We start from the raw sequence: 14,573 nt of genomic DNA, 5'->3' as shown, positions 1-14,573 counted from the left end.
AATTATATTTACAACAAAATCAGACGTTACGCAGGCTCTTGGAAGATAACCGTGTCTGCTTTTTCCGTGTACTGACCCATTTTATGGAAGTTCAGGTAACGGTATGTATCAGCAGCGGTTGCATTAATCTTCTCAGCGTACTCTAAGTACTCTTCTTTCGTTGGGATGCGACCTAGAATCGCGCCAACAGCAGAAAGCTCAGCAGAAGCCAGATAAACGTTCGCGCCATTACCTAAGCGGTTCGGGAAGTTACGCGTTGACGTCGACATAACCGTCGAAGCATCAGCAACACGAGCTTGGTTACCCATACATAGTGAACAGCCAGGAGTTTCGATACGTACCCCAGCACGACCGAAGATGCCGTAGTAGCCTTCTTCTGTCAGTTGGTCTTTATCCATCTTCGTTGGCGGAGCCACCCATAGGCGAGTATTTAGCGAGCCGTTAAACTCTTCTAGCATCTTACCAGCGGCACGGAAGTGGCCGATGTTGGTCATACAAGAACCGATGAACACTTCTTGAATCTCTGTGCCTTGAACGTCAGATAGAAGACGAGCATCATCTGGATCGTTTGGTGCACATAGGATTGGTTGATCGATATCAGCAAGGTCAATCTCGATAACGTGCGCGTATTCCGCATCTGAATCAGCAGACAGCAACTCAGGGTTAGCTAGCCACTCTTCCATTGCTGTAATACGACGCTCAATCGTACGAACATCACCGTAACCTTCAGCGATCATCCACTTCAGCATCACGATGTTCGAGTTCAAGTACTCAGAGATAGACTCTTCAGAAAGCTTAACGGTACAACCTGCAGCAGAACGCTCAGCAGATGCATCAGAAAGCTCAAATGCTTGCTCAACAGATAAGTGCTCAACACCTTCAATTTCTAGTACACGACCAGAGAATTCGTTGATCTTACCGGCTTTCTCTACCGTTAGTAGGCCTTGCTTGATGCCGTAAAGAGGAATGGCATGTACTAGGTCACGTAGCGTGATACCCGGTTGCATTTCACCTTTAAAGCGAACCAAGATAGATTCAGGCATATCAAGAGGCATAACGCCTGTTGCTGCAGCAAATGCTACCAAGCCAGAACCCGCAGGGAATGAAATACCTAGAGGGAAACGAGTATGCGAGTCACCACCTGTACCTACAGTATCAGGAAGAAGCATACGGTTTAGCCATGAGTGGATAACGCCATCACCCGGACGAAGTGAAACACCCGCACGATTCATGATGAAATCAGGTAGCGTATGGTGAGTGTTTACATCGACTGGTTTAGGGTATGCCGATGTGTGACAGAAAGACTGCATTACAAGGTCTGCAGAGAAACCAAGACACGCCAGATCTTTAAGCTCATCACGAGTCATAGGACCGGTCGTATCTTGAGAACCGACTGTCGTCATTTTAGGTTCACAGTACTGACCAGCACGAACACCTTCAACGCCACATGCTTTACCAACCATCTTCTGAGCTAGCGTGTAGCCTTTATCAGATGCAGATGGATCGATTGGTTTAGCAAACAGATCCGTTTCAGCTAGACCTAGAGCGTCACGAGCACGACCCGTTAGACCACGACCGATGATCAGTGGAATACGGCCACCAGCACGCACTTCATCAAGAAGTACTTTGCTTAGCTCAAAGTTTGAGATCACAGAACCGTTCTTGTGAACAACACCTTCGTACGGGTAGATATCAATGATATCGCCCATGTTCATGTCTTGTACGTTCAGTTCAATGGGTAGTGCGCCTGAATCTTCCATTGTGTTGTAGAAGATTGGTGCAATTTTACCACCAAGACAAACACCGCCAGTACGCTTGTTTGGTACGAATGGGATATCTTCACCCATGAACCAAAGTACTGAGTTTGTTGCCGATTTACGTGAAGAACCTGTACCAACAACATCACCAACGTAAGCCAGTGGAATGCCATCTTTTTGCATTTCTTCAATTTGTTTGATTGGACCAACGCTACCCTGTTCATCAGGAGTAATGCCATCACGTTCCATCTTCAGCATCGCTTTCGCGTGTACTGGGATGTCAGGACGTGACCATGCATCAGGCGCTGGAGATAGGTCATCGGTGTTCGTTTCACCAGTGACTTTAAATACTTTTACTGTGATTTTTTCTGCTACTTTATCTTTCGCTGTAAACCATTCAGCATCAGCCCAAGATTGAAGTACTTGTTGTGCAGCAGCATTGCCAGCTTTCGCTTTCTCTTCTACGTCATAGAACGCATCGAACATCAGTAGAGTATGAGATAGCGCTTTAACAGCGATTGGAGCAAGCTCAGCATCGTCTAGTAGAGATACTAGAGATTCGATGTTGTAACCGCCTTGCATGGTACCAAGCAGTTCTGCAGCTTTTGCTTTGCTTACTAGTGGCGAAGCTACTTCACCTTTAGTGATAGCCGTAAGGAAGCCAGCTTTTACGTAAGCAGCTTCATCTACACCCGGTGGAATGCGATTTTCTAGTAGGTCAAGAATGATTTCTTCTTCACCTTGAGGTGGATTCTTCAGAAGTTCAACTAGGCCAGCTACCTGCTCAGCATCTAGTGGTTTTGGAACAACTCCTTCGGCAGCACGTTCTTCGACGTGTTTACGGTAGGCTTCAAGCACGACTTTTTTCCTCTCATTGCGGTTCACTTCTTCCCTTCATAATTGTTAGTAAAATAAAGAAGTGAACATCCTTGGAAACTTGGCTCTCCATTGCCATTTTTGTCATTCAATTTGTATTGATGAGCGGCGTCATAGAGGCCAAACTGTGGGCGGTAGAATAGCAAATTTAACGTTAAATTAAAATCTTATCATTTTGACCAACATAGCAAGTTAAGACGAAAGTCCCACTATTTTTGCCTAATTACGCACTTAAATGGCGACTCTGCGCATGATTATTTGTAGGACGTACCTACAATCAGATACACCGAATCGAAATTATCTTCGGTTCGGCCATAAGCTAAAATGATCGGCCCGATTGGAGAATCAACACCCGCGAAAACAGAACCCGCGGTGTACATTGGCGCTTCATCAATACTCAAATCATTGTTCGACCAAACACCACCATGCTCAATGGATGCGCCCACGTAGAATGGTGATTTAAAAAGGCCGAAGTCATTTTCAAACCACTTATAACGATAAATAAGGCTGGTGTAAGCCAAGTTCTGACCAATCATACTATTCCTTGGAATACCTGACAGGTTTAAGAAGCCACCAAGCTCTTTGGGATCAATAGGGAAAATCGAATTTTTGCTCTCTACAATACCGTAATCCAGCTTTGCGACTAAAGTATGCTTCTCAATACTCTTTGCTGCCATGAAATTGGCCGAAAACTCATAAACCGTATCACTCTCAGACGTTAAATCCGATTCACCAAGAGAGCTGTCATTATCAAAATCATCATGAGAAACGAGGTACTCTAAATCGACAAAGTAACCCTTGGTCGGTAAGCTGAAATTATCCAAAGTATCCAGTCGGTAACCCATGAAGCCACCAATACGCTTGTAGCCACCACTGCCCAATGAAGGTAACGAAGAAACCTCAACATCCCCATCTGTATAACGAACACCAAATGTCAGCTCCTGCCACAAGGTTGGTTGATAGCCTAATGCCAATTCACCGACATATTCACTATACGTCATAGGGAGATAATCTTTCGTTACGTCCAGTGTCGGTTCTTCAATATCATCAATATCTGCGGGTAGGTTTCTGTTCTCTTTGCTGTAAACAACCGATGCCGAAGTAAACAGCTTTTGACTCGAAAAGAATGGCGAGTAAAGTTCCGCTTCAATTCGCTTGTCCGTTCCCATCTCGATATTGGTTCTTAGCTCTGCACCATGCTTATTAATATCAGTAAAGTTGGCTGAGACACCGAGCGAGTATTGGCTTGTAGTAGAGAAATCATCTTCAAGAAAGAATCGAAAGTTGAGGTAGTTTGGCCCCCAAGATTTTTCGTTCACATCGACCAGCAGTTGCTCCTCGCCATCTACCGTGTCAAATTCATAAGTCACCAACTCGAATCTATCTAGCGCATAGAGGTCTTGTACTTTAGATTCAATTTCACTGGTCTTCAGAATCTCACCTGAATCAAGGTTTAAACGGTTTTCGATCAGCTTATCGGAATAGTGGGTATTGTTATTGATAACAACTCGGTCAACGACGGTCTTATCGCCGTGTTTTAGCTGTCTGCGTGCTTTTTGTTTGTCCTCGATATAATGCTGATAATCGGCATTTGAGAGCGATAGCTTAGAAAGTTCATCAGTATGCTGCTTTGCGGCTTCATAGCCCGCGAGGAAAGCCGATGGCATTTTATCAAATTCTGTCGTCTCCATTTCCCCAACATCTGGGCGCAGGAAGACATCATCGTCTGTTAAAGTTTCAGCTTGCTCTTGGGTGCTGCGTTGAACAAGATAATTAGAGAGTTGGTCAGCTGCGGCTAGAAAATTCGTGAAATCATCTTTGCCTTTGTAGTTGGTACTGATATCCACCGCAATGACGATGTCTGCACCCATCGCTCTGGCTACGTCGACGGGCATGTTATTGGTGACACCACCATCAACCAGCATTCGACCATCGAGGTCATAAGGGGGAAGCGCGCCGGGAACTGACATACTCGCCATCATGGCATCAACAAGGTGGCCATGATCGATGACCACCTCTTCAAGTTCGATAATGTCAGTTGCGACTGAACGGTATGGGATAGCAAGATGGTCGAAAGAATCGAATGAGGATAGATTACCCGTGGTCTCACGCAGAATACGCAACATATTCTGGCCTTGCACCACCCCTTTCCTTGCTTTGATTTCGCCCCAACCTAAGCCGAGATCGGTGTTCAGTTGGTAGCGGTCTTCATATTCTTTGTCACGTACGCGGCGATCACTACGGTTAACGCGATCACGATAACCGCGATTCCAATCAACCGTATAAATAAAGCTCTCGATCTCGTCTGCGCTCATCCCTGTCGCATAAAGACCACCAACGTATGAGCCCATACTGGTACCGGTAATGTAATCAACCGGGATTTGCATCTCTTCTAGAGCTTTAAGCACACCAATGTGAGCTGCACCTTTTGCCCCGCCACCAGCAAGAACGACAGCAACGGTTGGTCTTTTATGAGCTTGTTCAGCCTGCTGAGATTGATCAACCTGTGTCGCGGTGGATGCAAACAGCTGAAAACTGATCACAGTACCGACAATGCCTAAGCCACTCACTAACCAACGAGAAATCATTATGTTAACTGTCCTTGTCATTCTTTCTTGTTACGACTTTACCACTGAAAAAGCTTCTTTAGCCACTGTTTTGGTTGACTTTCACAACCCTTTTTAATGTTTCCACCCTCATCCCAAACTGGCAGTTTAACTGCACCATCACAATCAAACTCTAAAGCCCCTTGAGAAGTTCGAGTAAAGTTAGCGGTGACAATTCCTGTCGGCCAAGGCAGCAATAACTGCTCGGGTGTTCTCTGTTTGAGATAATCGGCATAAACACGTAACGCACCACTCGAACCAGTAAGCTTAGTCGGCTTATTATCATCACGTCCTAGCCAGATGGTCGTCACTTCACGGCCATCTACGCCCACGAACCAACTGTCTCGGCTGTCATTACTAGTGCCAGTTTTACCAGCTAACCCTGCCCATGCAAACTGACCTTGTAGGAAACGGCCCGTGCCTTCCGACACGCCACGTTTCATTGCATAGGTTGTAAGCCAAGCGGCTTGCTGGTCAACGCTTTGTGATACACGAGGGATCGACTGATACAGAACCTCGCCATCGTTATCAACAACTGAGCGAAGCGCAGACAAAGGTGCTATACGCCCAGAATTGGTAATGGTTTGATACATCTGCGCAACTTGGAACGGAGTCAGTGAGAACGAACCCAAAAACATCGACGGCACTGGGCGAATCTCATTTTTATCGACCCCCAGTTTTCCAATCGTATCCGAGACACTATCAATGCCTAATTGCATGCCTAAACGAACAGTAGGTACGTTGTAAGACTTAGAAAGCGCCACATACAAAGGCACATCGCCACGGAACTTACGATCGAAGTTTCTCGGGCTCCACACGCTACCTTTACTGCCTTTCAAGCTCAGTGGCGTGTCTTTCAATGTTGTCGCCAACGTGTACTTCTGAGGCTGCTCTAGTGCGGTTAAGTAAATTGCAGGCTTGACCAAAGAACCAATTGGGCGACTCGCGTTCAAGGCACGGTTAAAGCCATCGTAGCCAGTACGCTTACCACCGACCATCGCCCGGATTTCACCGGTATTTCTATCCACGGCAATAGCTGCTGCTTCCAGCTTATTACCTGCGGTTTTCGATAAATCAGGCACCTTACGAGCAATCGACTTCTCTAACTTGTCTTGAGATACCGGATCCAGAGAGGTAAAGACTCGAATCCCTTTTTTCGCCTCAAATCGATCGCCGACATACTTCTTAAGCTCAATGTTTACTTGTTGGAAATAAGCGGGCTGACGGCTAGCAATGCGTGGGTTGTCTTGAATATCCAAATCACGACTCGCCGCCTCTTCGTATTGTCGCGGAGTTAAGATGTCTTGTTGCATCAATAAGCGAAGAACCAGATCGCGTCGAGTCTTAGCACGCTCAGGATAGCGAACCGGATTGTAATACGACGGTCCTTTCACCATACCCACCAGCAGTGCTAGCTGATCGATGCGCAGCTCTTGAATAGGTTGACCAAAATACAAACGAGACGCTAAACCGAAGCCATGAATCGCTTGCCCACCATTCTGTCCAAGATAAACCTCATTTAAGTAAGCCTCTAGGATACGGTCTTTGCTGTAACGATGGTCTAAGATAAGTGCAATGTAGGCTTCACGAACCTTACGCCACAATGTACGTTCACTGGACAGGAACAGGTTTTTTGCCAACTGTTGTGTCAGCGTACTACCACCTTGTACCGTTCGCCCAGCTTTGACGTTAACGACCATTGCACGAGCGATGGCCAGTGGCGACACACCATCGTGTTGATAGAAGTTTCGGTCTTCGGTTGCCAGTAAGGCATCAACCATCACTTCTGGGAACTGATTGCGTTTTAAGAACAGGCGCTGCTCATCGTTACTTTTCTCAAGCATGCCAAGCATTTTCGGTTCAACACGCAGGTAGCCCATGTCGCCTTTCTTCTCCAGCGACTGAATGCGAGTTAATTCGTTACCATTGAAGTGCAGCATCACATGACGATCCGCTTCCGGTCCATCAACAAACTCGAACGGACGACGAATCATTTCAATCTTGGTCGAAGAAGAAGAGTATTCGCCTGGGTGACGAGGCGCGTTCACCTTACGGTAATTAAGTACATCGAGCTCATTCTTAACCTGAACCAAACTCACCGGAGTTCCCGGAGACAGGTCTAGCACTCGCGCATAAACCACGGTTGGCAAATCAAACAGCTGACCTTCAAAGCGCTGTTTGACCACAGAATCAAGATAAATACCGACGAACAACAGCAATGCCGCAAGCGCTAAGCCCGCTTTCCAAGAAATGCCCCATAGGATCTTCAACCAACCTCTTTTGCCAGATTTCTTAGCCTTAGGTTTGGTCTTTTTCGCAGCCGCTCTTGGTTTTCTTGGCTTGGCTTTGGTCGCTGGTGACTTCTTTGCTGGCGCTTTTTTAGGTGGTGCCTTTTTTGGCGTTAACATTTTGGTCATCATCGATTCAACTGTCGTTTGGTTTTAGTGGTTGCTACATGGTTAGCAGGGTCATCCGGCCAAGGATGTTTTGGGTAACGGCCCTTCATCTCTTTTTGTACTTCTTTGTACGCACCAGCCCAAAAGCCGGCTAAATCTTGAGTAATTTGCAGTGGTCGCTGTGCTGGAGAAAGTAGCTCAAGCACTACTTTTTTACGCCCTTGCGCGATCAATGGCGAGTCTTGTTCGCCAAAGACTTCCTGCATTCGCACTGAGATCACTGGTTCAGATTGATATTGATAACGAATGGCCTTCTTGCTGCCTGTTGGCATCAGATAGTGTGTTGGCAGCCATTGGTCGATTTCTTGATTCAAAGGCCAGCCAAGATAAGCCGACAATGCTTGCTCAATCGAAACACTAGCCAGCCCTTTTGCCGACTTAATGCCATTCAGATAGGGAGATAGCCACTCATCAAGGTGTTCAATCAAACTCGCATCGTCCATCGCTGGCCAATCATGCTCAGGCATCCAAAGTGCTGCACAGCGCACACGCTCAACCAACTGCTTAGCCGAAGCTGTCCAATTTAAGCGATCCAACCCACATCGAGCGACATAATTGAGCAGCGCTTGGCTCGCCTGATTCGCATCGGGATCAGGTAAAGCTTTGGTGCTGATAATCAACTTGCCCAGAGATACACGCTGCTCAGCAACTAAACGGCCACGTTTCTCATCCCAATCGGCGTAATCGGAACGCACAAACAGTTTTGGAAATTCAGCTTCTAACTGTGCGATATCAACCGCGGTGGCTAAGAAAATCTGACTGGCTCGCCCTGTGCTGCGCATCAAATCAATCACTACGATATAGTTATTGTTCGCCAGTGGATCATCATCACGAACCTCAGCACCGTGGCCATTCGCCAAAAGGAAAGCACTGCTGGTCGCGCTTCTCACTTGTGCAATCCGGTCTGGGAAAGCAAAACAAAGCACTAATGGTAGCAATGATTCGTCAGCTTGTGACAAATCTAAGTGATGATTGAGTTTGCTCGCGAGACTTTTCGCTCGCTGCATCACAACGCTATTTTTGGAATGTTTTCTTTGCTTAAGTCGATGCAAAGAGTGTTGAATATCCGTCACATTGCGCTCCGGCTCTTCCAGCAAAGCAGCAGCAACAATCGCGACATTCAACAGAGCAGGACTACCTTGCTGCGCTTTAACCAACATGCTGGCAATACGAGGCTCTAGACCTAAACGTTGGACCTGTTTTCCTAATGCCGTAAATTGACCATTATCGTCTAACAATTCAAGAGTCTGTAAGAGTTGCTTGGCTTGCCCGATAGAAGCTTTGGGTGGAACGTCTAACCATTGCAGTTCATCAGCACTCGCAGCGCCCCATTGCGTCAATTCAGACACCAGCGAAGACAAATCAGAATGAAGAATTTCAGGTTCTGGTATAGCTGGTTGCTGCATCAGCTGCGTTTCGCTGTACAAACGAACGCACAAGCCCTCTTCAATTCGTCCCGCACGGCCCGCTCGTTGTTCAGCTGAAGATTGCGAGATTTTCACTTGCTCAAGCTTAGTAATACCGGTTTTCAGATCGAACTTCGCCACACGTTCAAGCCCAGAATCAACCACCAATCGAATACCTTCAATCGTCAAAGAAGTCTCAGCAATATTGGTCGCTAACACCACCTTTCGACGCCCTTTCTCTGATGGCGCGATCGCTTTCTGCTGTTGAGAAAAGCTGAGTTGCCCATACAGAGGACACACATCGATATCATTGGCGAATTGTTCTAGTTGAGATTCCACCTGCTTAATCGCAGAAACGCCCGGCAAAAAGGCCAGAAGTGAGCCTGACTCTTTCTCCATCAGAGAGCGAATCACGTTAGCCATTTTAGGGGCTAGATATTCATTTGCGTTAAGAGGCTGATAACGGAAATCGACCGGAAAGGTGCGACCTTGTGATTCAACGTATTTGGCATTCGGCAGCAAAGTTTGCAGAGCTTGTTGATCTAAAGTTGCCGACATCACTACCACTTTCAGATCGTCACGCAACGCCTCTTGGATCTCTAAGCTAAACGCCAATGCGGTATCGGCGTGAATACTGCGCTCGTGAAATTCATCAAAGATCACCATATCAACCCCAGTTAATTCAGGGTCGGTTTGGATCATTCTTGTCATGATCCCTTCAGTAACAATCTCTAAGCGAGTCGCACTGCTGCTTTTAGATTCACCACGAACTCTAAAGCCAATGCTCTCTCCCACCTTTTCTCCCAATTGGCTCGCTAAGTAAGTAGCAATATTCCTTGCAGCCAAACGCCTCGGTTCAAGCATGATGATTTTGCCTTGAACGGCGTTGGTCTTAACTAACTGTAAAGGGAAGAATGTTGACTTACCCGCACCGGGAGCGGCCTTTAGAATAAGTTGAGTGTGTGTTTCTACGCCAGCGAGCAGATCTGGCATCACAGCTTCTATGGGCAGTTGTGGCAATGGGAGAACCTTGTGGTGTAATGTTGGCAACATTGTACATAAAAACCTACCTGTCTAAATAAGTAATATGCACTTCAATCCTCCATTAGAGCCAGCGACTCTTATTAAACGCTATAAACGCTTTCTCACTGACATCCAACTTCCAGACGGTAGCGAGCGCACTATCCACTGCGCTAACACTGGAGCGATGACAGGATGTGCGACTCCTGGCAATACGGTGTGGTACTCAACCTCCGATAATGCAAAGAGAAAGTACCCAAACAGCTGGGAGATCTCAGAAACAGACAAAGGTCATCGTATTTGTGTAAATACTGCGCGGGCAAACCAGCTAGCAGTGGAAGCAATTGAAAATGGGACTATAGTTGAACTCTTAGGTTATAACGCGTTACGAACCGAAGTGAAATATGGCAGTGAGAATAGTCGCATTGATATTCTGCTTGAAGATAACGAAAAGCCGCCTTGCTATATCGAAGTGAAAAGCGTCACTTTGCTCGACGAGCAAGAAACGTCAACTAAAGGGCAAGGTTTTTTCCCTGATGCGGTCACAACCAGAGGCCAAAAACATCTGCGTGAACTCACAGAAATGGTCGAATCTGGAAATAGAGCCGTACTTTTATTCACTGTTTTACATTCAGGTATTGAAAAAGTGTCTGCGGCACACCATATAGACGCCAAATATTCGTTATTACTAAAACAAGCACAAGACGCTGGAGTTGAAGTGCTTTGCTATAAAGCAGAGCTCAGCAGTACTCAAATACAACTAAAACAAGCTGTTGAATTTATCAATAGCTAAGCAAAGATGCTGAACTAATCACATTGATTGCAAGTTTGAATAAGAGTATTTGCCACCATTCGTTCTTTCTGCTATAGATACCCGCCTTAAAATTAGCTGCTTTGCAGTTGACTAGGTGTAAATAGGAGATGCTGTATGCCAGAATCTAAGAAAAAAGCGCTAGGCATCCTAGCCATCGCAGGTGTTGAACCGTACCAAGAGAAGCCAGGTGAAGAGTACATGTCACCTGAGCAAACGGAACATTTTACAAAAATTTTAGCAGCTTGGCGCAACCAGCTCAGGGAAGAAGTTGATCGTACTGTGCACCACATGCAGGACGAAGCAGCGAATTTCCCAGACCCAGTTGACCGTGCTTCTCAAGAAGAAGAATTCAGCTTAGAGTTACGTAACCGTGACCGTGAGCGTCGTCTTATCAAAAAAATTGAGAAGACATTAGACAAGATCGAAGAAGACGATTTCGGCTTCTGTGATTCTTGCGGTATCGAGATTGGCATTCGTCGCCTTGAAGCTCGTCCAACTGCTGATCTTTGTATTGACTGTAAAACACTTGCAGAGATCAAAGAAAAACAGATGCAAGGTTAATTCTTGCAGATGTAAAGAAAGGGAGCCTTGGCTCCCTTTTTTGTTTGTTATCCAAGCGAAGTATTTCACACGCTTGATAGTAAATAGCAGCTTTAAGCCTTAGTTCTAGGCATTAAAGCTCTTGTCAAACGTCTTAAGAATTGGCTACTGCGGTACCATTTAGATTAGGTTGTTCACTCATGAATTATATCGGGCGCTTTGCACCATCACCGTCAGGTCCTCTTCATTTTGGCTCACTTGTTGCTGCTCTTGGTAGCTACTTTCAAGCGAAATCTAACCAAGGAAAATGGTTAGTTCGTATGGAAGACCTCGACCCACCAAGAGAAATGGCCGGCGCTGCAGACCTCATTCTTAAGACGCTTGAGGCTTACCATCTATTTTGGGATGGTGAAGTCGTCTATCAAAGCCAACGTCATGACTTGTATCAAGCTCAAATCGATCAATGGGTTGCTGACAATCAAGCCTACTACTGCCAATGCACCCGCAAGCAGATAAAGGCTTTGGGCGGCTTTTACAATGGTCACTGTCGAGATGTAGGCCTAATCGATTCAGGTGAACAGGCGGTGCGCTTGTGCATGGACTTTCCAGTGGAGTCCTTTGATGATGTTCGCCACGGCACCATTCAAATCCCTAAAGCACTAGCTGAAGAAGATTTTATTATTAAACGCAGAGATGGATTGTTTGCCTATAACTTGGCCGTTGTTCTTGATGACATCGACCAAGGAGTAACAGAAGTCGTAAGAGGCGCAGACCTGATAGAACCAACAGGTCGACAAATCAGTTTGTATAAGACGCTCAAGCAAAAAACAGTGAGCTACTTGCACTTACCATTGGCAACCGATGGCTTGGGGAATAAACTGTCAAAACAGAACCATGCCACCGCGATAGATCTAGACAACCCAAAACCAACGTTACTCAACGCGATGCGATTCTTAGGTTTTGATATCCCGACGGCCCTTTATGAGGCTTCAATGGATGAGATTTTATTGTGGGGCTGCCAACAATGGAACGTCAGTCAGTTACCTGATAGTTTACAAAAAGAGCACTGTAATTAGCTCGAAACTCACGGCAAATAGCAAAAACGACACATAAAAATGCCATAACCAACCACTGTGGTTAAGCAGACGATGTTCTCAAATGGCTCGCGCTAAGCTATTATTAGCCGCAATTAAACTCTGCACTACCACTTTGGACTAAGAGAAAAACAAAGTTGGCGATACCTACTTTGTTCTAAACTAATGAATACAAACGACAATACCCCAAGCGAACAACGCGGATTCCACGAATTAGCTCTGAATATTTATACTCGTCAAGAGCACAATATTTCACGCAAGCAGATCAGCGACAACGCACTAAAAGTGCTATATCGTCTGAATGGTGCGGGTTTTGACGCATTTCTAGTCGGTGGTGGTGTACGCGATATCTTATTAGGCTCTCAGCCAAAAGATTTTGATATTGCGACCAACGCAACGCCAGAGCAAATCAAACACCTCTTCAGAAACTGTCGCCTTATCGGTCGCCGTTTCCGCTTGGCACATATCATGTTTGGTCGTGACATCATTGAAGTGGCAACTTTCCGTGGCCACCACCAAGAACCATCGAAAAACGTGTCTGCACAATCGAAAGAAGGCATGCTATTGCGCGATAACGTGTATGGCAGTGTTGATGAAGATGCAGAGCGTCGTGATTTCACAATCAATGCGATGTACTACAACATTGCAGACTACAGCATCCACGACTACGCGGGTGGTGTAGAAGATTTAGAAGATAAACTGATCCGCCTGATTGGCGATCCAGAAACGCGTTACCGTGAAGACCCAGTACGTATGCTACGTGCAATGCGCTTCGCCGCTAAACTGGATTTCGATATTGAAGAAGACACAGCTGACCCGATTGAAGAGTTAGCGCACCTTCTAAGAGATATCCCAGCAGCGCGTCTTTACGAAGAGTCTCTGAAATTGCTGCAATCAGGTCACGGTTTAGAAACCTACCACCTAATGCGCGAGTACAACCTCTTTCAGCAGATGTTCCCAGCTGTAGCGGAATACTTCACAGAAGATTACGACTCTCACACAGAGCAGATGCTTGATTTGGTTCTCGATTCAACCGATCTTCGCATCGAAGATGGTAAGCGAGTAAACCCAGCATTCATGTTCGCAGCGATGCTTTGGTACCCAATGAACAAGCTGGCAGACAAACTTGTCGCTGAACAGGGTATGGCGCACTACGACGCGATCATGGAAGCGAGTAACATCATTCTTGATCAGCAAGTAAAGTCTATTGCGATTCCTCGTCGTCACACCGCAACCATTCGCGAAGTTTGGCAACTGCAACTTCGACTGCCTCGTCGCAACGGTAAACGCGCTGTTCGTCTTATGGAGCTCAACAAGTTCCGTGCAGGCTACGATTTCCTAGAAATGCGTGGTGAGATTGAGGGTGGCGAAACTAAAGATCTTGCGAAATGGTGGGAGCGTTATCAAACAGCCGGTCGCAACATGCGTCAAGCGATGGCTAACGACGTTGCAGCACCATCAAAGTCAGGCCATCGTCGCCGTAAGACTTACCGAAACAAAAAGAGTAAGCAATCAGAATGATAACGGCTTACATTGCGGTCGGCAGCAACCTTGCCGACCCAGTTAGCCAAGCAAATTTGGCTATCGAAACGCTAAAAAGCCTACCGCGATCAACGTTTATTGCGACCTCTCAGCTATATAGTAGCACTCCAATGGGGCCGCAAAATCAACCGGACTACATCAACGCGGTAGTCGCTATCCAAACCGAATTAACGCCAATTGAACTGCTTGATTGCACTCAAAAGATCGAGTTAGAGCAAGGGCGCGTCCGTAAAGACGAGCGTTGGGGGCCAAGAACCTTGGACCTCGACATTGTGTTATACGGCAATGAGGTGATCGATTCAGAGCGCTTAATTGTTCCTCATTACGGAATGAAAGAACGAGAGTTTGTACTCTACCCGCTTGCTGAAATCGCACCAAGTTTACAACTCCCTGATGGGACTGAGCTGACAGAACTACTGAAAATAGTAGATAAGAACGGGCTCAATGTTTGGCAACAATAGC

9 protein-coding genes are annotated in these 14,573 nt (G+C 46.2%); 5 read left to right on the top strand and 4 right to left on the bottom strand.

Annotation, left to right across the window (positions count from 1 at the left end; translation table 11 throughout):
• Window positions 1-26 precede the first annotated feature (26 nt).
• The 4 genes from acnB to hrpB form a co-directional block, all read right to left on the bottom strand.
• Entirely contained in the window at window positions 27-2,615 is a 2,589-nt protein-coding gene (acnB, locus tag AB4493_RS11070; protein ID WP_017059425.1) for a bifunctional aconitate hydratase 2/2-methylisocitrate dehydratase, read from the bottom strand.
• 272 nt (window positions 2,616-2,887) lie between these two features.
• Window positions 2,888-5,221 (bottom strand): patatin-like phospholipase family protein, encoded by a 2,334-nt coding sequence (locus tag AB4493_RS11065; protein WP_372154976.1) that lies wholly within the window; start codon window positions 5,219-5,221, stop codon window positions 2,888-2,890.
• 38 nt (window positions 5,222-5,259) lie between these two features.
• Window positions 5,260-7,659, bottom strand: a complete 2,400-nt coding sequence (mrcB, locus tag AB4493_RS11060; RefSeq protein ID WP_372137592.1) for a penicillin-binding protein 1B — start codon at window positions 7,657-7,659, stop codon at window positions 5,260-5,262.
• On the bottom strand, window positions 7,656-10,154 hold the full coding sequence (hrpB, locus tag AB4493_RS11055) for an ATP-dependent helicase HrpB (protein ID WP_372154975.1): 2,499 nt from the start codon (window positions 10,152-10,154) through the stop codon (window positions 7,656-7,658). Before hrpB ends, mrcB begins: the two co-directional genes overlap by 4 nt.
• Window positions 10,155-10,188: 34 nt before the next feature.
• Between hrpB and sfsA the strand changes: the two genes are divergently transcribed.
• The 5 genes from sfsA (at window position 10,189) to folK (ending at window position 14,572) form a co-directional block, all read left to right on the top strand.
• Window positions 10,189-10,914, top strand: coding sequence for a DNA/RNA nuclease SfsA (gene sfsA, locus AB4493_RS11050; protein WP_017066814.1), 726 nt, complete (start codon window positions 10,189-10,191; stop codon window positions 10,912-10,914).
• Window positions 10,915-11,049: 135 nt separating this feature from the next.
• On the top strand, window positions 11,050-11,496 hold the full coding sequence (gene dksA, locus AB4493_RS11045) for an RNA polymerase-binding protein DksA (RefSeq protein ID WP_004738189.1): 447 nt from the start codon (window positions 11,050-11,052) through the stop codon (window positions 11,494-11,496).
• A gap of 179 nt (window positions 11,497-11,675) precedes the next feature.
• Entirely contained in the window at window positions 11,676-12,551 is an 876-nt protein-coding gene (gluQRS, locus tag AB4493_RS11040) for a tRNA glutamyl-Q(34) synthetase GluQRS (protein ID WP_017059431.1), read from the top strand.
• A gap of 183 nt (window positions 12,552-12,734) precedes the next feature.
• Window positions 12,735-14,090 (top strand): polynucleotide adenylyltransferase PcnB, encoded by a 1,356-nt coding sequence (pcnB, locus tag AB4493_RS11035; protein ID WP_019819797.1) that lies wholly within the window; start codon window positions 12,735-12,737, stop codon window positions 14,088-14,090.
• Window positions 14,087-14,572: a 2-amino-4-hydroxy-6-hydroxymethyldihydropteridine diphosphokinase gene (gene folK, locus AB4493_RS11030; protein ID WP_004735459.1), complete on the top strand. Its 486-nt coding sequence runs from the start codon at window positions 14,087-14,089 to the stop codon at window positions 14,570-14,572. The genes pcnB and folK overlap by 4 nt, the downstream gene beginning before the upstream one ends.
• Window position 14,573 lies beyond the last annotated feature (1 nt).

It is taken from the genome of Vibrio sp. 10N.222.55.A1 (assembly GCF_041473835.1).
GTDB lineage: Bacteria > Pseudomonadota > Gammaproteobacteria > Enterobacterales > Vibrionaceae > Vibrio > Vibrio crassostreae_C.
This window is presented reverse-complemented; position numbering and strand designations above follow the sequence as displayed.